15 protein-coding genes are annotated in these 23910 nt (G+C 46.7%); 7 read left to right on the top strand and 8 right to left on the bottom strand.

The window, feature by feature from the left end:
- Positions 1 to 162 precede the first annotated feature (162 nt).
- Complete coding sequence (locus MZO40_RS15020) at positions 163 to 465, top strand: hypothetical protein (protein ID WP_021336718.1); 303 nt, start codon at positions 163 to 165, stop codon at positions 463 to 465.
- A 193-nt stretch (positions 466 to 658) separates the two neighbouring features.
- Here MZO40_RS15020 and MZO40_RS15015 read toward each other — a convergent pair whose 3' ends face one another.
- The gene (locus MZO40_RS15015) at positions 659 to 1066 is read right to left on the bottom strand and encodes an OsmC family protein (protein ID WP_050339082.1); all 408 of its coding nucleotides are present in this window, start codon (positions 1064 to 1066) and stop codon (positions 659 to 661) included.
- A gap of 133 nt (positions 1067 to 1199) precedes the next feature.
- Between MZO40_RS15015 and MZO40_RS15010 the strand changes: the two genes are divergently transcribed.
- Positions 1200 to 3638, top strand: coding sequence for a Xaa-Pro dipeptidyl-peptidase (locus MZO40_RS15010; RefSeq protein WP_105961958.1), 2439 nt, complete (start codon positions 1200 to 1202; stop codon positions 3636 to 3638).
- A gap of 308 nt (positions 3639 to 3946) precedes the next feature.
- On the opposite strand, the gene MZO40_RS15005 is transcribed toward MZO40_RS15010, so the two are convergent.
- The gene (locus MZO40_RS15005) at positions 3947 to 5929 is read right to left on the bottom strand and encodes an acyltransferase family protein (RefSeq protein WP_252133384.1); all 1983 of its coding nucleotides are present in this window, start codon (positions 5927 to 5929) and stop codon (positions 3947 to 3949) included.
- 421 nt (positions 5930 to 6350) lie between these two features.
- Positions 6351 to 7340: a biotin--[acetyl-CoA-carboxylase] ligase gene (locus MZO40_RS15000; protein ID WP_105961956.1), complete on the bottom strand. Its 990-nt coding sequence runs from the start codon at positions 7338 to 7340 to the stop codon at positions 6351 to 6353.
- Between the two features lie 638 nt (positions 7341 to 7978).
- Between MZO40_RS15000 and MZO40_RS14995 the strand changes: the two genes are divergently transcribed.
- The gene (locus MZO40_RS14995; RefSeq protein ID WP_050339085.1) at positions 7979 to 8887 is read left to right on the top strand and encodes a proline-specific peptidase family protein; all 909 of its coding nucleotides are present in this window, start codon (positions 7979 to 7981) and stop codon (positions 8885 to 8887) included.
- Positions 8888 to 8967: 80 nt separating this feature from the next.
- Here the strand turns inward: MZO40_RS14995 and MZO40_RS14990 are convergent, their stop codons facing one another.
- From MZO40_RS14990 to MZO40_RS14975, 4 genes are all read right to left on the bottom strand, one after another.
- Positions 8968 to 10728 carry a thiamine pyrophosphate-binding protein gene (locus MZO40_RS14990; protein ID WP_105921927.1) on the bottom strand — a complete coding sequence of 587 codons (1761 nt, stop codon included), beginning with the start codon at positions 10726 to 10728 and terminating at the stop codon, positions 8968 to 8970.
- A gap of 383 nt (positions 10729 to 11111) precedes the next feature.
- A complete protein-coding gene (locus MZO40_RS14985) occupies positions 11112 to 11960 on the bottom strand; it encodes an FAD synthetase family protein (RefSeq protein ID WP_122217786.1) in 849 nt (282 codons plus the stop codon).
- Positions 11961 to 12083: 123 nt separating this feature from the next.
- On the bottom strand, positions 12084 to 13823 hold the full coding sequence (spxB, locus tag MZO40_RS14980) for a pyruvate oxidase (protein WP_105961953.1): 1740 nt from the start codon (positions 13821 to 13823) through the stop codon (positions 12084 to 12086).
- A gap of 1669 nt (positions 13824 to 15492) precedes the next feature.
- Positions 15493 to 16800 carry an NCS2 family permease gene (locus tag MZO40_RS14975; protein ID WP_050339088.1) on the bottom strand — a complete coding sequence of 436 codons (1308 nt, stop codon included), beginning with the start codon at positions 16798 to 16800 and terminating at the stop codon, positions 15493 to 15495.
- Positions 16801 to 17089: 289 nt separating this feature from the next.
- On the opposite strand from MZO40_RS14975, the gene MZO40_RS14970 reads away from it, so the two are divergent.
- Positions 17090 to 17251 carry a hypothetical protein gene (locus tag MZO40_RS14970; RefSeq protein ID WP_003637920.1) on the top strand — a complete coding sequence of 54 codons (162 nt, stop codon included), beginning with the start codon at positions 17090 to 17092 and terminating at the stop codon, positions 17249 to 17251.
- Between the two features lie 262 nt (positions 17252 to 17513).
- Here MZO40_RS14970 and MZO40_RS14965 read toward each other — a convergent pair whose 3' ends face one another.
- Entirely contained in the window at positions 17514 to 17987 is a 474-nt protein-coding gene (locus tag MZO40_RS14965) for a MarR family winged helix-turn-helix transcriptional regulator (protein ID WP_050339291.1), read from the bottom strand.
- A 168-nt stretch (positions 17988 to 18155) separates the two neighbouring features.
- On the opposite strand from MZO40_RS14965, the gene MZO40_RS14960 reads away from it, so the two are divergent.
- The 3 genes from MZO40_RS14960 (at position 18156) to MZO40_RS14950 (ending at position 23910) form a co-directional block, all read left to right on the top strand.
- Positions 18156 to 18965 carry a phosphorylcholine transferase LicD gene (locus MZO40_RS14960; protein WP_105961952.1) on the top strand — a complete coding sequence of 270 codons (810 nt, stop codon included), beginning with the start codon at positions 18156 to 18158 and terminating at the stop codon, positions 18963 to 18965.
- Positions 18966 to 20222: 1257 nt separating this feature from the next.
- Complete coding sequence (locus MZO40_RS14955) at positions 20223 to 21752, top strand: HD domain-containing protein (protein ID WP_050339090.1); 1530 nt, start codon at positions 20223 to 20225, stop codon at positions 21750 to 21752.
- Position 21753: 1 nt separating this feature from the next.
- Positions 21754 to 23910, top strand: coding sequence for an RNA degradosome polyphosphate kinase (locus tag MZO40_RS14950; RefSeq protein ID WP_050339091.1), 2157 nt, complete (start codon positions 21754 to 21756; stop codon positions 23908 to 23910).

The raw sequence follows: 23910 nt of genomic DNA, 5'->3' as shown, positions 1-23910 counted from the left end.
AAAAACTGTCAGCCATTGATACTGACAAGATTAAACCGCTCGTTACAAGTCATCCCTGACTTTGAAACGAGCGGTTTTGCGTCTGCAGGCAATTTCAGCGTATCAATGACAACGGTTGCATTTTAAGGTATGATAGCGTTAATGATAAAGGAGCGTGATTCGATGTTGACACCTAAACTTATTCACGAGAATCTCCACGAACACCATACCCAGGTCCTACAGCTATTTAAACAGAATCCCTGGTTGATTCCAGTTACGACGGCGCTGCACATTGTCCCAGTTGCGATTGGCGTTCACGGCTTTTGGAAGTCGCGAGCACTAAGCAAACAGCTCAAAATCGAGCGTGAGAAGACCAAGCAGCTCGCCTTACAACAAGTTGACAAGGTTCAAACGACGATGGCGGACCACCATTGCCAAATGCCAGCCTTACACCACTTGATGATGAAGTTGCATTCACAGCACTAAGCTGAACATGGCTTGCACTGCGACCAATTCGGGTTGCGGCACAAGCCATGTTTTGTTTGATTGCTATTTTATTGTGACGATTGTGTGATTTTGACTAAGTACGTTGCTTTTACTAAGGTGTTGGTTGGACTGAATGTTGCTATTACTAATGTGCAGTTCTGACTAATAGATCGCTTTAACTCACGTCCTGCGCTTACTCGGCCAAATGGATGGTCACGTTAGCGGATGCCCCCACTAGTTTGGCGACTGGGCAACGGGTCTCCGCGATTTCGATCCAATGGTTGGCGGTCGCCGCATCCACCTCTGGAATCGTCACCGCTGCGTCCAAGAAGAATTGGTAGCCAAAACGGTCACGGGACATTTTGATCGTCGTCACGACTTTACTCTGGTGCGCTTGTCCGTGTTCTTTTTCGATGGCCTCTAAGGTCGCATTCAGACAAGTGCTCAACGCTAAACCAATCAGTTGTTCCGGATTAGTGCCGGCGACCGGTTTGAGTGGACTCGAAACTGATACTTGTAACCCGTCTGGCACATAGGCCTGCCCTTGGATGCCGTCTTCGTTCACTGCCTGGGTTTGATATAGAATTGGAAACTCTGCCATGTTGATCCCTCCATTAGATAATTCACTTTGCATTCAACCTACCACAACCTGACAAACTTGTCAGTAAGAAACCTTGGTTCTGACATAATTAGCGGTATAATATTGCTAATAATACTTAATGAGGAATTTACTTATGAAAAATAATCAATTTGCAATTGTGCCCACCGATTCGGAAGCAGCAATTGCCGAACTCAAAAAAATACACTTTATTACCCCTGAAATGACGGCGCTCACAACTGTGCCTGCCGTTTATCAAGCCTTGTTGGCGAAGAGCTTACCAGAAGTTCACACGGCTAGCGGCCTCAAACATAAATTCAACAATATCATGGCCACCAGTCAGCAGACCCTGACAGAATGGTTAGCTGACGCGACCATCGTCAATAATCAAGTTTTTTATAACGTCGGCCTGCAATTGCTCGGTTTTTTGCCGGGCCAAGACTTTGACTTAGCTGACCCATTGCTGGCAATGCGTGACATTCATTTACCAATGGTTGGTGACACCGCTTTTGACCGTGAATCACTTTATTACGCCTGGTATTTATTACTCAATACACGTGGCAACCATGGCCAAACATTAATTGAATCTTTAACGACCCGCGGTTACTTTGTGCCGTTCTATCAATTACCGAACGAACAAAAGCCCTTGTTTTTCAATGGTAAAGCCCAAGCCGTTTTTGATACCAATACCTTGATTCGTGAAGTGGTCTACGTTGAAGCACCACTCGATACGGACCACGACGGCCAGCGTGATTTACTCAAAGTCGAGATCTTACGCCCGGCCGAAACCGCCACTGGTCTAAAAGTGCCGGTACTTTACACGGCTAGTCCTTACAACCAAGGGATCAACGACCACGCTGGCGAAGCTCAAATGCACAACGTCGACGTGCCGTTAACCGCTAAGGAACCGGATGACAATACGTATGCCGATGTTGAATATCAACCTGAACACACATCACTACCCGCACCACGAACGCCTGAAAGCACGACTACGACCGCTGAAGAGACCTTTAGTCGTGAGAAGTCCTACACCCTCAACGACTACTTCTTAGCCCGCGGATTTGCCGTCGTGTATGCGGCTGGAATCGGATCAATTGATTCCGACGGCTTGGCCCCGACTGGTGACGTGGATGAAACCACCTCGACCGTGGCGATTATCGAATGGTTGACTGGCAAACGCCAAGCCTTCACCAATCGCGATGGTGACGTGGCGATTACCGCTTGGTGGTGCAATGGCAACGTCGCGATGACTGGCCGTTCATACCTCGGCACGCTCGCCACTGCGGCTGCCACTACCGGTGTTGAAGGCCTTAAGACGATTATTTCAGAAGCCGCCATTTCCAGCTGGTACGACTACTACCGCGATAACGGGCTCGTCGTTGCCCCCGATACTTTCCAAGGTGAAGATACCGATGTGTTAGCCGCCGAAGTCTTTTCTCGGAGCTTAAAAGCCGGTGACGCGCATCAAATCCAGGCCAAGTTTGACCAAAAACTTGCCGAACTGACTCGTGACCAGGACCGCGCGACTGGAAGCTACAACCGCTTCTGGGACGAACGGAACTATCTCAAAAATGTCGGCAATATCAAGGCAGACATCGTGATGGTCCACGGACTGAACGACTGGAACGTCAAACCGCGTAACGTGGCGAACCTCTGGGATAAACTCCAGCAGGTCCCCGTCACTAAAAAATTAATTCTGCATCAGGGCCAACATATTTATATCAATAATTTACAGTCACTTGATTTCACCGATATGATGAATTTATGGTTGAGTCATAAATTATATGATTTGGATAACCACGCCGATGCACTCCTGCCAAACGTCCTCGTTCAGGACAACACGGCCGCGCAGACTTGGCATGGCTACGACAACTGGTGGCAAGATACGACCGACGCACTTGACTTTAAGGTGCAATATAAGGAGCTGGTGCCCGCTGACCACACCGTCGACCAACGGGCTGCCCACTTTACAGATAAGTTGCCGGACAAGCTCTTTGACCACTACAAACATCATCTGGATGCTTGGCAACGTGACTTGTTGCAAGAAGATAAGTTGAATCCGCTCTATGACCACCGGTTGCTCTTCAAATCTTGGCAAGCCGAGGATGACCAGTTGCTAGTTGGCGTGCCACACATCGAAGGGTCCGTCGCTGTTAATCAAAACTTCGGGATGCTGAGCTTTATGCTGATCGACTTTGGCGCAGCACGGCGCTTGACCGTCAGCCCGCAAGTCTTGGAAGCGAAAGCACTGGACTTAGGCTACCACTGGCGCGAAGACGATTTGAAAGACTTCAAGCTAGCTGGCGAGACGCCTTTCAAGATGATTACGAAGGGTCACCTCAATCTACAAAACCGCCATCAACCATGGCATGCCGAGGCCATCCAACCCAACGTCTTCTATGATTTCGCGGTCGACCTTCAACCCCTGTTCCACCACCTACTCAAGGGTCACCAACTGGGGCTGGTCATTTACGCGACCGACATGAAGATGACGATTCGTGGTAACCAGGATCTCCAGTACTCACTGAATTTAAATGATATTCGTTTGCATGTGCCACTTAAGAAAACCCACTAATTAATGAAACGTCCCTTTCAGAATACGCACGGTATTCTGAAAGGGACGTTTTTCATGGCGCAAATTAACTAGCACAATGCGTCATCTGATTTTTCGATACGCTACGCCGCAAAATTGAGAGGTTCTGGAGCGATTACAGTCCCTGCAGTAGCAATAAATCTGCCACAGAAGAACTCATGACTTCAATTACATCGACAGCTATTTTGTTACCGAAAATAGAATATCTAGGCAAGTTGCCTATCAACTTCAAAAATTGTTACACCATTAAAAAAATCCAGCCCCCATCATGGTAGGCTGGATTTCTCAAACTAGTTATTATTAACTTCCGCAATCCGATTAGCAATCAAGTTCGTAAGCTGAACGTTACCAGTGTTATTTGGGTGAACGTTGTCAGCGGCAAACCAATCGCTGTGATTCAAAGCCCGCGCATGCCAATCAATGACGTGAACGTTTGGATGCTTCTTGGCCGTCTTTTCGATTTGTGCGTTAACCGCATTCTGCCAGCTTTGCGTTGGTACGTGCGCGGTGACCCAGAAGATCTGCCGGTCCTTACCAATCAGCTTAACGACCTGTTCGGCTTGATCGTTAGTAACCGTCCCATTCGTCCCGATGTTCAGCAAGACGTTGTGGGCAAGTTGACCTTGCGACTTCAATGAATTGACGATGCTAGGAACTTCCGTGACCTGGCGTCCGACCCGACCTTGAACAACGGTCCCAGGAATCACGTCCTGTAAGTCAGAGGAAACATCCAGGAGCACTGAATCCCCAATCGCTGTCAAATCAGTATCCGCCATTGCTAAAACGACTTGTGGCTTCAAACTGTATTCTTTTTCAACTTGCTTCTGCTTCGACGATAACTTGGCTTCAGCCTGCTTGGTTTCCATCTTCTCGGTGGCAACCTTCTTATGTGAAGCGGCCGCAGCCTGAGCTGCCTTTTGCCGTTTCAAAGCCGCTGCGTTCTTCTTATCCGCAGCCTTAGAATTAGCAGCAATCGTCTTCTGCAACTCAGTCTTCTTGTTAGCTTCAGCCTTGCTTGGTTGTTGGACGAAGCCAACTGCAGTAATCACGAACAAGGCGGTCGTCACAACTGTGATGGCGGTCGTCACGCGGTTGAACTTTGGCTTCCGGATAAAGTCGCGAAGATCAACTAACAAGCGACTGTAATCGTAGTGACGCATTGGGTTTTCGATAAAGCGATAACTCAATTCGGTCACGATCAAAATCAAAGCAACTTCAATCAAACTATTCAGCAACAAGTGATCGCCGATGTTTTTGACCTTGGTTTCGTAAAAAATCATCACTGGGAATTGATACAAGTAAATCCCATAACTCCGTTGACCAACGTACTTGAATAGCGGATTGGTCAGCACGCGGTTCAAGTGACTGGCCGGATGCGCAACCGTCGCCACTAAAATCGTGGATAAAATCGTGAAAATCAACATCCCGCCACGATACGTAAAGTCAGATTGACCAGACATCTGGAAAAACATCCAAATAATTGCAATTAACGAAGCCCCACCGACGATGTCTAAGGTCACCCGATTGATGTTCGCAATGTCAGCTGACAACTCACGTGAAGGCCAGATAAAGGCTAATCCGGAACCTAATAGGATGGCGAACATCCGCGTATCAGTACCGTAGTAAACCCGGTTCGTGTTCGCTGGGTCATACAACAGCGCCATCGTAATGGCTGAAATACCAGCTGCAATCATCATGAACCAAAAGACCCGGGAGCGTTTCTTGAAAATCACCATTAATACACCAATAATTAATGGCCAGAATAAATAATATTGTCCTTCGATCGATAGTGACCACAGGTGGGTAAATGGTGATTCGCCATTAAAACGATCAAAGTAACTTTGTCCGTGATTGATTTCAAACCAATTGTAGACGTAGACCAAGTTCGTCAGGACCGTCGCCCGAATATTCGTCAGTAACGACCGCTGAAACAAGGTAATATACGCCGTGGTCCCCAACAACATCGTGACAAACGCCGGATATAGCCGCCGCATCCGATGACCTAAAAAGCGCCAGATTCGAACATGGCCACGACTTAAAATATCTTGTAATAAAATATCAGTGATCAAGTAACCAGAAACAACGAAGAAGATGGGCACCCCTAAGTAGCCACCTTGCAACAATGCTGGCATTAAATGGTAAATAATCACCCCTAGCACTGCCAGTGTCCGAATGCCATCAAAACCCGTTATGTAGCGCCGTGGATTCATTCGGTGTCGGTTCATCCGACTCATTGTTCGGCTCATATTTACGCTCCGCAAATTTTCGTTCATATTTCGATTACCCCTTGAATTGTTTCTCAATGATTAACTTACCCAACTAGCGTCCCGGTACCTTTACTATAATATGTAAACGCCCGCAATGACCAGCATTAATTAAAATTCATTAATTATTTTTATTAACCACTTTATTTATTATGCTGGTTAAATGTATATAATCCCCAACTTAATTACACTATAACTAAAATTGACGTCAGTCCTTTACTTCATCCTTTGTCATTCCCATACTATCAACAATTTAAGGTTGGTACGTCTGACCGAGTACTGAATTTAACGGTAGTTAACCGTCTTGTCATAATCAGTCACTAACTACTACTATACAACAGTATGAAGCCGTAAAACATTGAATACAAAAATATTTTTAAATATTCTCCGCATTCGTTTGATCAATTTATTAATTAGTTTTACAAACCCGCTAACCGCGATAACCACCAGTCTGCAGGTTGACCTTGGTAATCTCGCCGGAAGTAAAGTGGCGGACCTGACCGCTAGTTAATTGCACCACTAGCGCCCCGCGGTCATCGATGTCGAGCACACGGCCCTGGTACGTTTGTTGCCCACTGGCTAACGTCACCGATTGACCAATCACCATCGACAGTCGGCGGTATTCAGCCATGAAATCACCACGCTGATAGGTCGGATAACTGGTAAAGAAACGATGTAGTAACACTTGAATGACCTGATTACGAGTGACATCCGTAGTGCCCGTGGTCACCGCCCCCGCCTTCGTCACTAGCTCATCCGGAAAAGCCGCAGTGGTTAGATTGATACCGATACCGATGACTACTGCATCCATTTGCCCGGTTTCTAAATCAGTCGTGCCCTCCGACAAAATACCGACAACTTTGTGTTGATTGACCAGCACATCATTGACCCACTTCAACGCAACCGGTACCTTGAACAATTGTTGCAAGGTCTGTGCGACAACGACAGCGGTGCTCGTCGTCAACAGCCCCGCATCAAAGGACGCTTGGTCGTTGATTGGCAAGCCGATACTCAGATAAATGCCGGTCTGACCCGGTGAATAAAATGACCGTCCAGACCGTCCGTACCCCGCCGTCTGCGTATCCGCAATGACGACGGTCGGAACAGTCACGACGCCTTGACTAATCAACCGTTTGACGTCTCGATTGGTCGAATCAACCGTTGAACGAACGATCAACTTAAATGGTGGCAGGTCGCGCAGGCCCTGTTCGATGACGGGCGCACTCAACTGATTAGACATCAGATACCGATAACCACGGTAATGCCGGCTTTCAATCTGATGTCCACTGAGCTGCAGTCGCTGAATGCATTTCCAGACTGCAGGTCGACTGATGGCGAGTTGCTGCGCGAGCCATTCACCGGAGCAATAGTCCGGGGCGGCTTGAATCAACAAGCGTAAAATGGTCTCTTGATTTGACATGTTGATCGCACTCATTTCTAATTAGTTAACCCATTATTTCATATCGGTTAACCAACTGCAATTGGTTCCTAAAAATGTAATATTACATTTTCCTACAATCATCAGTTTCCTTATTATCGCTGAAAATGTAACCGCTTGTCAAATCAATTGTACACAATTTTTGTGACGATTGCCGTGCAGTTACGGATTGTTGCGGGTATAAAAAATTTAATCAGCAACCTGCACTAGCCCACCGATTCCGGCTAGTCTACTTGCGAACGATTCAGCATTGATGTTGACTTGAGGGCCACGTCAACAATTCGACCTAAACGCTTTCTTTCGAGCACTTGAGTTCAAAATTGAATCCGTTTTCTTCTATTATATAACCTGCATTATGCTGGTTATAACTCTCAGTAATATTTACCCCTACTAGCGTCCCCGTTTACCCAACAGCAAGTTATCAGAAATGATCACTGGTCAACATCGCCGACTCAGCGAGACTCCCGAATTAACACCAACTCACAATTGCACTTCGTCACCACCAACGTAGCCGCTCCCACTTTCTACTGTCGGCCTAAATCCAACCGTCAACCGTTTTTGACCCTACTGACTTAACAGTGGTAAGATAACAATTAATATATAGGAAATTGGGTGATCATTTGAAGCAAGGAACAACAATCATCACGTTAGATAATGGCTACCATTTATGGACGAACACGCAGGGACAAGGCGATATTCAATTACTCTGCCTCCACGGTGGCCCTGGTGGCAATCACGAATACTGGGAAAACTTCGGTGAAGAGCTCTCAGACTTGGGCGTTCAAGTCTCGATGTACGACCAACTGGGCTCATGGTACTCCGACCAACCCGACTACTCCGATCCAGAAATCGCTAAGAAATACCTCACCTACGACTATTTCTTGGATGAAGTTGAAGAAGTCCGGCAAAAATTAGGTCTCGACAATTTCTACTTGATTGGGCAATCATGGGGTGGCGCACTCACGATGATGTACGCGTTGAAATATGGCCAACACTTAAAGGGTGCGATTATTTCAAGCATGGTCGACAACATCGAAGAATACGTCGTCAACGTCAACAAGTGTCGTGAAGAAGCCCTACCTGCTGATGCTGTCGCCTACATGAAGCAAAAAGAAGCGGAAGGCAACTGGGACGATCCACAATACCAGAAATACGTCGACGTTTTGAACGCCGGCTACGTTGATCGTAAGCAACCCGCTTCCATTCGGCACTTGATCAATACGACCGCGACCCCGGTCTACAACGCCTTTCAAGGTGACAATGAATTCGTCATCACCGGTAAATTAAAGGAATGGGATATTCGCGACCAGATTCACAACATCAAGGTGCCAACGCTATTGACCTTTGGTGAACACGAAACGATGCCACTTGCTTCAGCACGGCGGATGGCCCGTGACATTCCAAATTCACGGCTCGTCACCACGCCAAATGGTGGTCATCACCACATGATCGACAACGCGCCAGTCTACTTTGACCATTTGAAGCAGTTCATCCGCGACGTTGAAGATGGTAGTTTTAATCAGAAATAATTAATTTTATCACCACGATAAAAAGCCACGAACATTTTTAAATGCTCGTGGCTTTTGCCATCCTCGGCTTGTCCTCACGTTTACAGGTTATCGCCCTGCGCCCGTAGTAACGCGCCTAATGACGGTTGTTGCTCAATATCAATGTGGTTGGCCTTGGCGTATTCGTCGACCGCTTCTTGACCGTATAACTGTGGGTCCAGTGGCATATAAGCCGTGCCAATTGGGTCGTCGTTCTTGATAACGGCATTGACCACGATTGGTTTGCGATTGCCCTTAGCCTGCAGTTGTTTGATCTGGTCAAAGACGTCCTCGACTTCCTGATTATTTTGAACGGTGAAGCCGATACCACCTAAGCCGTCCGCGACCTTGGCCCAATCCGCATCGGTCAAATCAACGCCATACAAATGCTGCTTCGTGTCGACTTGTTCCCGATAGATAAAGCCGAACCGTTGATTACTGAAGATGACGTTGATGACCGGCAAACCGTAACGAGCTTCCGTAATAATATCTGGTGCGACCATTGCAAAACCACCGTCACCGGAGAAACTCCAAGCTTGACTATCAGGCACACTCAATGCACCAGCCATCCCTGCTGGTAGGCCAAAGCCCATCGTGGCAAATAGACCGGATAACGCAAACCGCTGCTCGTGGTCCATTGGCAAGCCCCGGACTGCCCATTCCGAGACGTTCCCGGTATCAACACCGTACGTATCCCGCGGACCGACCATCGTGGCGACCTTTTGCATGACTGCTTCAGGGGCCAGGCCATCGGATTCATCCGCAGCCCGTTGCTTGAGCCAGTCATCCCAGTTGCGCTTGTTTTGCCGATTGGTCGTCAACCAAGCCGTTTCGGGCAAGCTTTCGCCAGTGTCGATCATCGCTTGCAGATACGCCTTCGCGTCACTGATGACCGCGTAGTCGATTGGGACCATCTTACCAATATCAAACGAATTATTATTGACCTGAATAATCTTGATACCCTTAGGCCAGAAGCTCGCAAATGGAAATTCTGAACCGAGGAATAAAATCAGGTCAGCGTGTTGTAACGCTTCAAAGCCGGATTTGGAACCGAGCCGTCCGAACGTCCCAATCGCATTCGGATGATTCGTCGGAATAACCCCCGTTGCTGGGACCGTATTCATCACCGGCAGATTGAACTGTTCACTAAACTTGACCAGTTCCGCTTTCGCGCCCAACAGACCACGACCGGCGTAAACTAGCGGGTGTTTAGCCGCTTTCAAGAGCTTCATCGTTGCGGTAATGGCTTGCGGATCAACCCGTTGTTCAAATGTATCAGAGACCGTGTTCGGCGTTGAAACGGGTTCATAATCGATTTCTTCTGCTGAGAGATTTTCAGGAATAATAACCACAGCTGGGCCCTTTTGACGATAGGCTTCACGAATCGCCTGGTTGATGACGTATGGTAACTGAGCAGCCGTCGTGACCGTCCGATTGTATACTGCCACGTCACTAAACATCGGCGTTTCGTCCATTTCTTGGAAATAGTTCGTATTCATGGTCGCCTGTGGGACCTGACCAACTAATGCCAGGACGGGCACGTGATCCATCTTGGCGTCATACAGACCGTTGAATAGATGCGTGGCACCAGGACCAGCTGAGCCAAACGAGACCCCGATTTTGCCAGTAAACTTCGCATCCGCAGACGCAGCTAATGCGCCAACCTCTTCATGCCGCACTTGAATATAGTCAATGTGTGCCTTTTCAAGGTACAGGCCTTCCACCGTATGGTTGATCGAACCGCCGGGAATCCCGTAGATATGGTCAACGTTCCATGCTTCTAGCACCTTTACTAGCGCCTGTCCTGCAATCATCTTTGTCATTTTATCCCATCCCTTCAACATTTAAGCCAACTGATTTCATTGGTTTAATTTTCTTAACAAACGTATTATAAATCGCTTCCAAGTGGAAACGCAATTAATACGCTTACTTTTTGTAAGTAAATTTTTAAAGCTAAAAAAACTGGTTGGCAGTTTTGTGTGCACGACCAGTTTCTATCTAGAATGAGTTATTGTTCAATAAAGTGATTACAACGCCTATAAGCGCAGGGCAGATTTACGAGTGCGCCCCCGCAGCCACTAATTTGAATCGGTTCATCGTCAGTCTCTGCCGCGGCCGTTTAGTCATCAGGAGGACCATTTAAACGCTGTTCAGTAAAGTCTCTCTATCATAACAGCCAACCCCGCGTCGGTCTAGAAAGACACGTTTAGAGGAGCGACTGCTGACAAGCAGCCAGAGCTGGTGTCGTCATAGCAGCGACTTGTTGGCGCCACTGTAAGCTCACCGTCAAGTCAGTCATGACCGCTGGTAATTGATACGGCGAAATGATCTGGCCGTTTGGAGCGGTCGTTGAGACACGAATGACGACCTGTTGCCGGTGGTGGTCACCGACCAACCAACAGCGGTAATCCCCGCCACCTGGCAACTGTTGCTTGACGTTTTTAAATATCAATTCACGCGTCTGCGGGTTCAACGTCGCGGTCGTCTCGTAGTCATAGCCTAATAATTGATTGGCTTGTTCGAGTTGTCCCCGCGCAATCAAGCCCCGAATCCGAGTGGAACTGACTTTTAATCGTTGATTGGCTAAGCGGTCGACCGTGACCGTTTCAAAAGACCCCGCACCCAGTCGAGCCAGGTCCGTCATGCCGTTCACACCGCCCTGACCAAACGTGTAATCGAAGCCTGCAACGACCACTTGAGCATTCAGCCCAACCAAATACTGGTCGACAAAATCTGCCGGTGCTAATCCAGCAAACTGGCGATTGAAATCAGTCACGTATAGCCGGTCGACTTTTAGCGCTGCCATGTGCTTGATTTTTTGGTCGAGCGTATTCAGATAACGAAATGGTGACTGCGGCTGAAACAACTGTGAAGCGTGTCGGTTGAAGGTCATCACAGCTAGGGGCAAGTGCCGCTGAAGCGCAATTTTGCGCGCCGTTTGAATCACACGCTGATGTCCCTGATGCACGCCGTCAAAAAATCCTAACGCTAAAACTAGTGGCGGTTGCGCGGTCAAGTGTTGTACTTGTTGCTGATCGAGCTTGATTACCTGCATGCGTGTGTTCCTCCTCAAGGATGGCTTCAGTGTGGTCTCATCCGTTCAACGGTGACCCGTTTGATGCTATGTACCAAAAGAGCCGCGAAAGTCGCGTGCTCCTTTGTTTGTTCAATAACCGAATTAGTTCGTTTGTGCTTGTTTCAAGAAATAGCTGAATGGCTTCAAGTCTTGAGCATCGTACTTCTTGACGAATTCAGCAATCTTATCCTTATCTTGCCATGAATCGTCCAAGTACATGTGTTCCGTCGTAAATGGCATTGCGTGTGTTAACTTAACGTCAATTACGACTGGCTTGTCGGTCTTCTTGGCATCTTCAAGGGCTTGCTTGAATTCAGCCTTAGTCCGAACCGTGTAACCCACGGCACCATAGCCTTCACCGACTTTTGCCCAGTCAGTATCTGGCAAATCAACACCAGATAGTGGTTGATGGCTGTCGTCAGTTTGTTCAGCTTCGATAAAGCCTAACGTTTCGTTACTGAAGACCACGTTGATGACGTGTAAGTTGTACTTGACTTGAGCCAAGATTTCTTCTGATAACATCGCGAAAGCACCGTCACCACTCAAACTGTAGACATCACGGTCTGGATAGTTAACTTTGGCAGCTAAAGCAGCTGGTACCCCAAAGCCCATGGTTGCGTAGATCCCAGAAGTCGCCCACTTTTGGTCACCATGCATCCGAATCAAACGTTCGAAGTTAATGTTGACGTTACCAACATCAACGGCCCAAACGGCTTTGTCACTGGCTTCTTCATTTAAAACATCAAAGATTGGTTCTGCCCGGACTGGTGACTCGGTGCTGTCCTTCAAACCGTCCAACCAGTTATCCCAGTTTTGCTTGTCAGCAACCGCTGCGTTGTAGAATGCGGAGGCTTCCCGAGCTTCACCAGCGGCGTTGATGGCAGCTAATGACTTCTTAGCGTCCGCTTCGATGGCAACATCGGTGTGGTGACGCTTACCAAACTTTTCGCTATCGATATCGATTTGAATAACTTTAGCTTTCTTGTTAAACAGGAAGATACTGAATGGCACGTTGTTCCCAACCCAGAGAATCAAGTCGGTACTGAAACCAATTTCGGCCCCTGGCTTTGGTGCGACCCGACCAGTTGAACCTAAGTAAGCTGGATAGTCATCTTCAATAATGCCCTTAGCCAAAACGGAAGAAACTAGTGGCATCTTGAATTTTTCAGAAGCAGCCTTCAATTCTTCGGCCGCATCCTTGGCACCAATCCCAAAGTAAATCATTGGTGACTTGGCGTCCTTGATCAACTTAACTGCATCAGCCACTGATTCAGCCGTTGGTGCTGGGTAGTTGACCGTGTGCAAGTTAGCATTGGTTTCGAAGTTGTCTTCGATTTCAGCCCAACCTAAGTCCTTAGGAATTGTTAAAACAGCGACACCGTTGTGGGCGTATGCTTGACGAATCGCTTCATCAGTCAACATTGGTAAACTTTCAGCCGTCATTGCCGTCCGGTTCCAAACCGCAACGTCGTCAAAGATTGGTTCTTCATTCATTGCTTGGAAGAAGTCCATGTTCATCCGCTTAGTTGGGACTTGTGCGACGATGGCTAACATTGGAATGCCATCTTCCTTAGCATCGTACAACCCATTCAGTAAGTGGACAGCACCAGGGCCAGCGGATCCAAAGCAGACACCGATTTTACCTGTCAGTTTATAATCAGCGGAAGCGGCGATCGCACCAGCTTCTTCGTGACGTACTTGAATGTACTTCAACGTTTCACGTTGATTATAGATGGCATTCATCGTTGAATCGAATGAACCACCGGGCAAACCATAAATATGTTTAACGCCCCACTTCTGAATTACTCGTAATACGGCATCTGAACCACTAATTTTAGCCATTAGTAATGTCCTCCTCATGTATATATAAATTAATTATCAACTTAACGACTTTATTGTAATCACGAATCCCACAAATGTAAACGCTTTTATCAATAGATTTTATCTATCATTGTGAATTTTGCTAAACCTTCTATCGGTTTACAAGCGTTCACATCAAGGGTTCAGGCGTTTTTTTGAATTTTAGATAAATTCGCCCATTTTTTTGAATTTTTTTGATTCATCCGTTGAAATCTATCTATGATTCATGCTAGCGCCAATGATTTCGCTTACATTTATTTCAGTAACAATCCGTTTAAATTGCTATCGCTAATTCCTGATTGCATGACTGTAGTATAGTCGCCTCTTGCGTCCGTTAACTTGACGACCATCAAGTTTTAGGCAAGTTTTACGCGTTGTGCTAGGTAATTTGTCAGCCAGAATTGTCATGAATCATGGTTAAATCATGACAATTTCTAAGTTCAAGTGCTGCCAGCTGAGACCCGCTGGAAAAAGTGCGACTTAGCGTAAACTTGCTGTTGTGGAGACGTCCTACACCGGCTTACAGGCATTTCTGACAACGCTGGAACGTGGTGGACACAGATTTAAGCCGACGACCCACGTCTTAAATACTGGTCTTTCACTAACCAAGCACAAAACGCTTGCTAAGTGAAATTTCACCACTTAGCATTGTCAGAAACACCTTCCAGCCGGGATGGTATTCGAAAGGCAGACATGTGCGGACCCAACTTTTGATGGCATGGTCGTTGGTTCTTAGTAGACAGTCATTTTGACATTCAACGATCCGAATGGTTTCTAACGATTGCTCAGCTTTCTAAACCATAATTTAATAATTCGGACACACAGTTTCACTGAAATTATCAGAATTTCCTCTAGTCAACTGAGATAGCAAAGTCTCGAATTCTAAACGAAGGTCATTTTATCTACAAATTTCAACACTAGTTAACATTGAAATTTGTAATCTTGCGATGGGCGAATAATATTCAGATAATCTTCTCAGTAATTAATTGCTATCAGTCACCATTCGTACCGAATAAGCCTCAGCCTGAAGGACCAGTTACTTAATATTCAGTGGTCAATTGTACCCAGATAGGTGGCCGTTCATCTGCCATTCGAGTGGGTTCCCGACTGGAGGGGCTGGCTGACAATGCTCAAGGGCGAAGTTCTTCTTGTCCGGGTGGTCTTCCCGGGCTAGAAGAAGACTCGTATTTGAAATTGCGCAGTGGGGTTCTGCGTGAGTTCAAATCGATGTCCGCCCTGTTCCAGCGTTGTCAGCCAGCCCCGGAGGTCGGACTAAGGCGCGCATCGGCTGACGAACAGGACGCCAACTTGTCATGATTTAACCATCTTTAAGGCTAAAGAATAACTAGCACAACGCGCAAGTTTTGATTTTTTGCGCTTAACTACTTTGATTTTTCAGGTCGCATGTTACTTCATGATTACATGCATGCCATTGTGTTAACCTACTGTTCATCGGCTAATTTACATCCTCGTCCATCAAAAGACTGGTACACATATGTCTGTTTTATCATAGGTTACGCTAAATGATCACCATAGTTGCACGCAAAAAAATTGGCCGCCCTCCCCAATTGGGAATGACTGCCAATTTAACGAAACCCGCATCACACAAGTTTCAATAATATTCAAATCAATGATGAAGCATTGTCCATCATCAGACGTTTAGAATCCATAAGAAGATAATAAAGACGAAGAAGAGCACGTACATTAATGGGTGAACTTCCTTAGCATGCTTAGTGGCCACCATCGTAATGACATACGCGATAAAGCCCAAGGCGATCCCGTCAGAAATACTGTAAGTCAGTGGCATCCCAATCACAGTCAAGAATGCAGGGACGGCAATTTCAAAGCGTTCCCAATTGATTTGCTTCAAGGATTGCGCCATCAAGACCCCAACGATAATTAAAGCGGGTGCCGTAACTTGGTCCGTGACCACGTTTAATAGTGGTGAGAAGAACAGTCCAAAGATGAATAAGGCACCGGTAACCACGGCACTCATTCCTGAGCGGCCACCCACGGCGATCCCAGCGGAGGATTCAACGTACGCTGAAGTTGGTGAAGTCCCAAGCACTGAACCGACTAACATGGAAGTCGAATCGGCCATCAAGGCTTTACCGACCCGCGGCATCTTGTTGTTTTTCATAAAACCAGCTTGTTCGGCTAAACCGACCAGCGTGCCGGCCGTATCGAAGAACGTGACTAATAAGAAAGTCAAAACGACAATGATTAATTGTAACGAATTAATGTCACCAATGTGCGCCAGTGCGACCCCAAAAGTTGGTTTTAATGAAGGGGCGCCTGAAACGATCGTCGATGGCATTTTAATTAAGCCAGTGACTAAGCCCAAGATTGACGTCAGCACCATCCCAATGAAAATCCCACCGGGCACTTTGCGACTCATCAGAATCAACGTAACAATCAGGCCAAAAATAGTCAACCAAGTCGTCCCAACGGTCAGTGAACCTAAGCCGACCACCGTGGACTTGTTCGCCACGATCAAACCACCACCGTGTAACCCGATGAAGGCGATAAAAAAACCAATCCCAGCAGAAATTGCCAGCTTCATATCACGGGGAATCGCATCAATAATCATTTCCCGTAACTTAAAAATCGTAATGATAATGAAGATAACAGCGGCAATGAAGACGCCGGCAAGTGCGGTCTGCCATTTGACACCCATCCCGATAACCACCGAATACGTAAAGAAGGCGTTGACCCCTAAGCCGGGCGCGATGGCGATGGGATACTTCGCCACTAACCCCATCAGTAAACACCCTAACGCTGAAGCCAAGGCCGTGGCGGTGAAGACCGCCCCTTTATCCATCCCGGATGCACCCAGGACACTTGGGTTAACAAATAGGATATAAGCCATTGAGACAAAAGTCGTCAATCCGGCCAAGACTTCCGTCCGCATTGACGTTTTCAATTCTGAAAAATTAAAATATGCCGCAATTTTATTCATGATTCCCTCCAGTTATTCGCCTTAAATGATAATTGCACATTTGTAAACGTTCGTGTTTACTCGTTCTTTTAACGTGTTTAATCGTATCATTATGTCCAATTAAATGCAATAACCGAACGGTAAATAATTATCATTCGAATTAAATGCGATTTTCAATTCATTAAAGCTTGCGTTAAAATAAAGTTAATTAAAGCGTGTTCATTGTTTTAATGTCGGCTTTAGCCATCAGACCGAACCGCCATTATGCCATGTAACCACTTATCAAAATTTGATTTAAGAGGTGATTTGAATGGCTGGTTCCAAATTCACCGCAGTCTTCTTTTTGGTACTGTATGCAGTCTTACTCTACCTGGTCTTCACCATGCAAAACATGCTCGCCATGTATTTGATGGCCATCGGGATGTTCCTGGAAGCTTGCGAAGGCGTGTACCATAACTTTTTTAAACACTAAGTTAGCCGCAACGACCATTGGCTAGATCCACATTAGTCGTTGCAACTTTCATGAGTCTCGCTGCAGTCTCATGAGCACGATTCCGGGTTCAAACGGATCGTCCCCACAGCGAATACGTCCTGCTCACTTTAAATAGCAGTCCAAACACAATAGGCGCGACAAGAATTCAGTTATAAATTCCTGTCGCGCCTATGTTTTTCCTACTTACTATGATAACTTGCAGACGACTACTCACCTCAGTACCATTTAGATTCAGTAGAACCTAGTGAAGGACGGGGTGTGACTGCGGTTCGCCCAAGTCAGTAACCTGTTGACTAAACGTCTCCATCATCTGGAGGACTTGGTCGATTTGCGGTGCCCCTAACTGATTGACCCAGTGATCAAAATGTTGCGTAATTGCTTGGTCGACGACCCGTTCAACTTGTTGCCCACGTTCCGTTAAATGCAGATACAGCCGACGCCGGTCACGTGGATCCGGTACTTGGAATACATAATGTTGCATCAATAGCGACTTGACTTGCCGTGAAATCGCACTGCGCGTCACTTGCCGCTGAATGGCAATATCGTTGAGCGTCACGTCTTCAGTGGTCGCAATCCGCCGTAAAATCAAAAATTGTTCAAACGACAGCTTATTTTGACTTAATGGCCAAGCCACCAAGTCCATCATAATTTTAGTTGTATTTTGGTATGCCTCAAAATAATCATTTAGCAATTTGCTTAATTCATCATTATTCATCGCGATCACCATCACTTCATTACTTTTGTTCGAATATATCACGCCTTTAACTATTTTGCATGTAATTACCCGCATTTCACATTGTTAAGCATCCTCCCTAACAATTTTCAGTGACTAAGTGTATGATTGAAGTATGATAAACCGCTTACGGAAACGGAGACGAAAACTATGCCTTTGACACCTTTACATCGCGTCGAATTACGCCTCATGCAAGTCGTCATTGATATTTGTGACGCTGAAAACATCGACTACTTTTTGATTGGCGGGTCGCTACTGGGTGCCATCCGCCATCACGGCTTCATCCCGTGGGACGATGACATCGACATTGGCATGCGACGTCGCGACTACCAGCGCTTTATCGCCGTCGCCAATCGTCACCTGGACCCGAACCAGTATTTTCTCCAAACGGGCGCCTCGGATCCAGATTACGCCCTCAGTTATATGAAGTTACTGGACGTCAACACTTATATCGAAGAAAAGAATAACGTCAATAACGCGTTCAAAGGCGTGTTCGTTGATATTTTTCCATTCGACAAGATTCCTGATGACGAGGCCTTACGCCGCTCACAGATGCTTCATTATAAGTTAACGGATGCCGCGATTTTGCTCAAACTCAACTATAATTTTGTCAAAACACCGCTACGCAACATCTTAAGCAAACACACGCCTGAACAGCTTGCCGAAGTCAACCGGCACAAGCAGGAACGCGAAGAATACATGCGCTTGTATGAACAATCCGACTCACGGACCTACAAAAACTTAGCGTCACAGTATGATTACGATAAAGAAATCATGTCCTATCGTGAATTAACTGAATTGACGACCGTGCCGTTCGAGACACTTCAAGTTCACGTGCCCAAAGCTTATGATGCCGTGCTAACGCGGATGTACGGCGACTATATGCAATTACCACCAGCCGATAAACGAGTTGAAAAACATCTGAACAAACTAATTATCGATAATCACGAGATTTTATAACTGTCGCTAGCGTGGTTCAGGGTACTCGTTACTGCTGAACCACGCCCTTTTTAGTTACTGGCGCGTGGGTCAGATTTCTGTTCGTCAGCCGGTGCGCGCCTTATTCTGACCTCCGGGGCCGGCTGACAATTGCTGGAACGTAGCCGACGTCGATTTGAACTCACGCAGGCAGTCACTGCGCAATTTCAAATACGAGTCTTATTCTAAGCCGGAAGAAAAACACTTCCGACTAAGAATAATTTGGCTACTGAGCATTGTCCGCCAGCCCCTCCAGTCGGGAAACCGCTCGAATGGCGGATGAACGACCACCTATCTGGGTACAATTGACCACTGAATGTTTAGTGGCCGTCCTTCAGATGAACTTTGAATTATATCGCTGCTGATTTACGTCATTTGTATACCGGTAAAATCACCTAAAAATAATTGCTTACCCCAATGAAAAATGGCCTTACAATTAGACGATAATAGTGCCAATTGCCTTCAAATCAGGCCTTCAGCCGCTCAGTCAACTATGAAGATTTTGCAAATGTTCAATATTATTGACGATTTCTAGAATTAAAATACGAGTAAAGCAACCTCAAAATTACTGAAAACCAGTCTTAAAGTTGATTGCCAAAACAACTGTTTACTAAGAATCAATGCCCAGTCCATTAAAAAGTTGCGTCCGCCCATGTCTGCCTTTCGAATACCATCCCGGCTGGAAGGCATTCTGGGCAAGGCCAAGTGCTTATCAGAGTGTGAGGTTCAGACGGGTTGGGACTGAGGATTAGCCTAGCTAGAGCGTTAAGCGGCGAACTTCCGCTTGGCGTTCTGGCGTAGCTAACCGGAAGTCCCAGTCTGACCCGAGCACGTTTCGCCCATATCGCAGCCAGCGTGAAAGACCAGTATTTAAGACGTGGGTTGTCGGCTTAAATCTGCGTCCACCACGTTCCGGCCATTGCCCAGAATGCCTGGAAGCCGGCCTAGGACGCGCCTACCACTGCAGGTTTACTTTAATTTGCCCTTATTTCCAGCGGGCTTGAGCTGACGGTTTTGACCCTACAAACTAACGAACTTTAATCATACCCGGTCCATTTGCACCAACACCGCTCAAGACAAGTTGATGTAATCTTAATTTTCGAATATAACCTAGAAGCGCTAGCTAACGCTGGTACTAGTAAAATACTAATTTAACTAACCTCAACCTGTGTTAAACTAAAAATAATTACATGACTTTAACCTAATCGGGGTCAGGAATTCATTAAATGGGGGATCGCCATGGCAGCAAAATTATTTGGAATTATGATGATCAACGTTCAAAGTATTGAATTGTCGATTGTCAATTTAAGAACACTCCGCCAAGTCGAACGGGTTCGTTCCGACGTTTCACTTGGGGAAGATATTTACGATCAGCATACGATCGACTATGATTCAGTGGAACAGGCCGCACAAGCGTTGAGTGGCTTCGTGCAGATTATGAACGATTACGGGGTTAAGGACTACCATTTATGGGGATCGTGGTCTTTATCATCCGCCAATAACGCTGACTATATTCAAGACCAGTTACTCGTGCGCACAGGCCTCAAAATCGATTGGCTCTCCAGTAGTCAGGAAACTTATCTGCGCTCCGTCGCGATTGCCGTCCACTTTCCACGTTTCAAGGAAATGATTACGAAACCGACTTACCTCCTCGGAATCAATTCCGGGAGTGTCGGTATTTCACATTACGACCAGAGTAACTTTATTTATTCACGCAGTCTGCGCTTGGGACCCGTTCGGATTGCGGAAGTGCTGGAAAACTTGCAATCGAGTGTGCCTAATTATGTCGAAGTACTCGATGATTATATTTCTAGTCAAATCATTGATTTCGGGCGCTTCCTGCCTGGGCATCGCGACCAACCTAGTAACGTCGTGATGTTAGGTGTGGCACCCTTTGCGACCCTCTTTCGGCAACAACAATCCAAAGCCGGGGTTGAAGAACTCAGTAAGGCTGATTTTCAAGCACTCTACGATGACGTCATCAACGCCTCGGATCAGTATTTAATGGATAAATACGAAGTCGACGAGGAAGATGTCCGCCTGATCGTGCCGGAACTACTCTTGATCAACGAACTACTTCAGCTCACGAATGCCGAAAAGATTTGGCTGGGTAACGTCACGGTCCTCGATGGCCTGATTATCCAAGAAGCCATTAAGCTGGGCTATAAGAAGTATAACTTCAACGACCAAATCGTCACTGCGGCCAAGAATATTGCCGACCGCTACAATGTCGAACCGAAGCATCGCGACCTGGTCACGAAGTTCTCATTACACCTATTCGACCAATTAAAGCCGCTACACCACCTTGGCAAACGCGATCGGTTACTGCTGCAAGTTGCCGCTATCGTCCATGACGTGGGGAGTTATGTCGATCCACATCAACATTACCTACATTCAGACTACATCTTACAAGCAACTGAATTAATGGGCCTGACCGATACTGAAAAACGGATTGTCGCACTGATTTCACGTTATCACAGTGCACAGACCCCTTCGAAAGATATTCGGCACTTTGCCAACTTGCAAGTCGAACAGCGGTTGTTAGTCTCGAAGCTGTCAGCGATTTTACGGATTGCGGACGCACTCGATGATGGTCGCAAACAAAAAGTCGACAAGATCTCCGTTTCGATTCGTAATCCACGCGTCATCATCACCTGCTTTGCCCACGACGACCTTTTCTTAGAGAATTGGGTCTTCGCTCAAAAAGCAGCCTTTTTCAAAGAAGTCTTTGGTTTAACACCAGTCATCAAACAACGGGGGGTTCGTTAAAATGAATTATCACAAAGAAAGTTATTATACCAACCGTGAACTTAGCTGGCTTGATTTTAATTATCGCGTCTTGGATGAAGCCCGCGATAAGGACAATCCGCTCCTCGAACGGGTGCGCTTCTTAGGCATCACACAGAGCAACCTCGACGAGTTCTTCACGGTGCGGGTCGCGTCATTACGCAAATTAATGTCGGTCAATTATACTAAGCCGGACCCGGCTGGATTGACCGCCGCTGATCAAGTCGCGGCCATTAACGACAAGGCGCATGAAATGGTCAAACGGCAATATAACACCTTGAATCGTTCTCTGTTGCCGTTACTAGAACAACATGACATTCACCTGTTGACGATGGCAGACTTAAATGAAGAACAACACACGTTTGTCAAAAATTATTTTGATGATGAACTCTACCCGGCGTTGACCCCGATGGCGGATGATTCTTCACGGCCCTTCCCATTCATTGGCAATAACACCTTAAATATTGCGCTACGGATTTATAAAAATGGTGATAAAAAGGACCGCAAATTTGCGACCGTCCAAGTCCCAGACGTCTTTCCACGGGTCGTTGTCTTACCTGGCAAACCCAATCAGTTTATTTTGATTGAAGAAATCATCAAGGCGTTTGTCGGTTCCCTATTTATCAACTATACGGTCAAGGAGACGAGCTGCTACCGGGTCATGCGGGATCTGGACTTAGACGTTGCTGAGGAAGATACGTCTGACCTGTTAAAAGAAGTCCAGAAACAACTGAAGATGCGTGAACGTGGTAAAGTCATGCGGCTGGAAGTTGAAAAAAGCATGAGCAAGCATCAACGGACTCGTTTGGCCAAAGCGCTTGGCATTAGTGAAAGTACCCTGTACGTCATCAACGGGCCACTCAATTTGACCTTCTTATCCAAGCTTGTGAAGGCAGTCCAGGGTCATGACGACTTGAACTACCCGAAATATCGTGCGTACTATCCGGCGAAATACCGTGAACGTTCGATTTTTGACCTCATCAAGGATCATGACATCTTGATGCAATATCCATATGATGATTTCAAACCCGTGGTCGATTTCATCCGCGAAGCTGCCGAAGATAACGATGTATTGGCCATTAAGATGACCTTGTACCGGGTCTCGGCGGACTCACCAATCATCAAGTACCTCGGACAAGCGGCGCAGAATGGCAAACAAGTCACGGTACTGGTCGAAGTCAAGGCCCGGTTTGATGAAGAAAACAACGTGCACTGGGCTAAAAAGCTTGAAGAAATGGGCTGTCACGTCATCTACGGTTTGATTGGCCTCAAGACCCACTGCAAGTTGGCGTTAGTCGTACGTCGTGAAAACGAAGGTATCAAGCGCTACATGCACATGGGAACTGGTAATTATAACGACGTCACCGCCCACTTTTATACCGATATGGGGCTGTTCACCGCGGATACTGACATGGGCATCGATGCCTCCAACATTTTCAACATGTTGTCCGGCTATTCGGAGCCTCCGTACTTCCACAAGCTGCACATCTCACCAGATGGCATTCGCGACTTCATCAACGAAAAACTTGACGATGAAATCGCGATTGCCAAGGCGGGACGGCCAGCTGTCGTTAAGATGAAGATGAACTCACTATCTGACCCGCAAATTATTAGCAAACTCTATGAAGCTTCCCATGCGGGCGTTAAAATTCAGCTGATCATTCGGGGCATCTGTTGCTTACGGACCGGTATCAAAGGTGTCTCAGATAATATTGAAGTTCACTCGATTATCGGTCGGCTGCTAGAACACAGTCGAATCTACTATTTCAGTAATGACGGCGAACCGCAGATTTACCTATCGAGTGCGGACATGATGACACGGAACTTGAATCGGCGGGTGGAATTGCTCTTTCCACTGTTGCAACCCGAAATCAGTCACCGTGCGATGAACATTTTTGCGACGATGTGGGCCGATACCGTTAAGACCCGGATTTTACAACCAGACAATACGTACACGCGCGTTGATGGCCGGGGCCTAGAAGTGCTCGATTCACAAGCGACGTTTATTCAGGAAGCTGAACAAGCCGTCAAGGAGGACCACGGTGAAGCGACACCGACAAGTAACGCCCACCAGTTTATTCCAATGATGAGCCCTAAAAACGAACCAGACGCTTCAGATCTAGATAGAGAGGATGATTAG

It is taken from the genome of Lactiplantibacillus sp. B652, assembly GCF_023806745.1.
Classification (GTDB): Bacteria; Bacillota; Bacilli; order Lactobacillales; family Lactobacillaceae; genus Lactiplantibacillus; species Lactiplantibacillus pentosus.
The sequence above is the reverse complement of the archived record's forward strand: the minus strand, read 5'-3'. Positions and strand labels throughout refer to the sequence as shown.

Coding starts and splice junctions, on each gene's coding strand:
- MZO40_RS15020 (WP_021336718.1), top strand. CDS start 163: ATGTTGACACCTAAACTTATTCACGAGAATCTCCACGAACACCATACC.
- MZO40_RS15015 (WP_050339082.1), bottom strand. CDS start 1,066: ATGGCAGAGTTTCCAATTCTATATCAAACCCAGGCAGTGAACGAAGAC.
- MZO40_RS15010 (WP_105961958.1), top strand. CDS start 1,200: ATGAAAAATAATCAATTTGCAATTGTGCCCACCGATTCGGAAGCAGCA.
- MZO40_RS15005 (WP_252133384.1), bottom strand. CDS start 5,929: ATGAACGAAAATTTGCGGAGCGTAAATATGAGCCGAACAATGAGTCGG.
- MZO40_RS15000 (WP_105961956.1), bottom strand. CDS start 7,340: ATGTCAAATCAAGAGACCATTTTACGCTTGTTGATTCAAGCCGCCCCG.
- MZO40_RS14990 (WP_105921927.1), bottom strand. CDS start 10,728: ATGACAAAGATGATTGCAGGACAGGCGCTAGTAAAGGTGCTAGAAGCA.
- MZO40_RS14985 (WP_122217786.1), bottom strand. CDS start 11,960: ATGCAGGTAATCAAGCTCGATCAGCAACAAGTACAACACTTGACCGCG.
- spxB (WP_105961953.1), bottom strand. CDS start 13,823: ATGGCTAAAATTAGTGGTTCAGATGCCGTATTACGAGTAATTCAGAAG.
- MZO40_RS14975 (WP_050339088.1), bottom strand. CDS start 16,800: ATGAATAAAATTGCGGCATATTTTAATTTTTCAGAATTGAAAACGTCA.
- MZO40_RS14970 (WP_003637920.1), top strand. CDS start 17,090: ATGGCTGGTTCCAAATTCACCGCAGTCTTCTTTTTGGTACTGTATGCA.
- MZO40_RS14965 (WP_050339291.1), bottom strand. CDS start 17,987: ATGAATAATGATGAATTAAGCAAATTGCTAAATGATTATTTTGAGGCA.
- MZO40_RS14960 (WP_105961952.1), top strand. CDS start 18,156: ATGCCTTTGACACCTTTACATCGCGTCGAATTACGCCTCATGCAAGTC.
- MZO40_RS14955 (WP_050339090.1), top strand. CDS start 20,223: ATGGCAGCAAAATTATTTGGAATTATGATGATCAACGTTCAAAGTATT.
- MZO40_RS14950 (WP_050339091.1), top strand. CDS start 21,754: ATGAATTATCACAAAGAAAGTTATTATACCAACCGTGAACTTAGCTGG.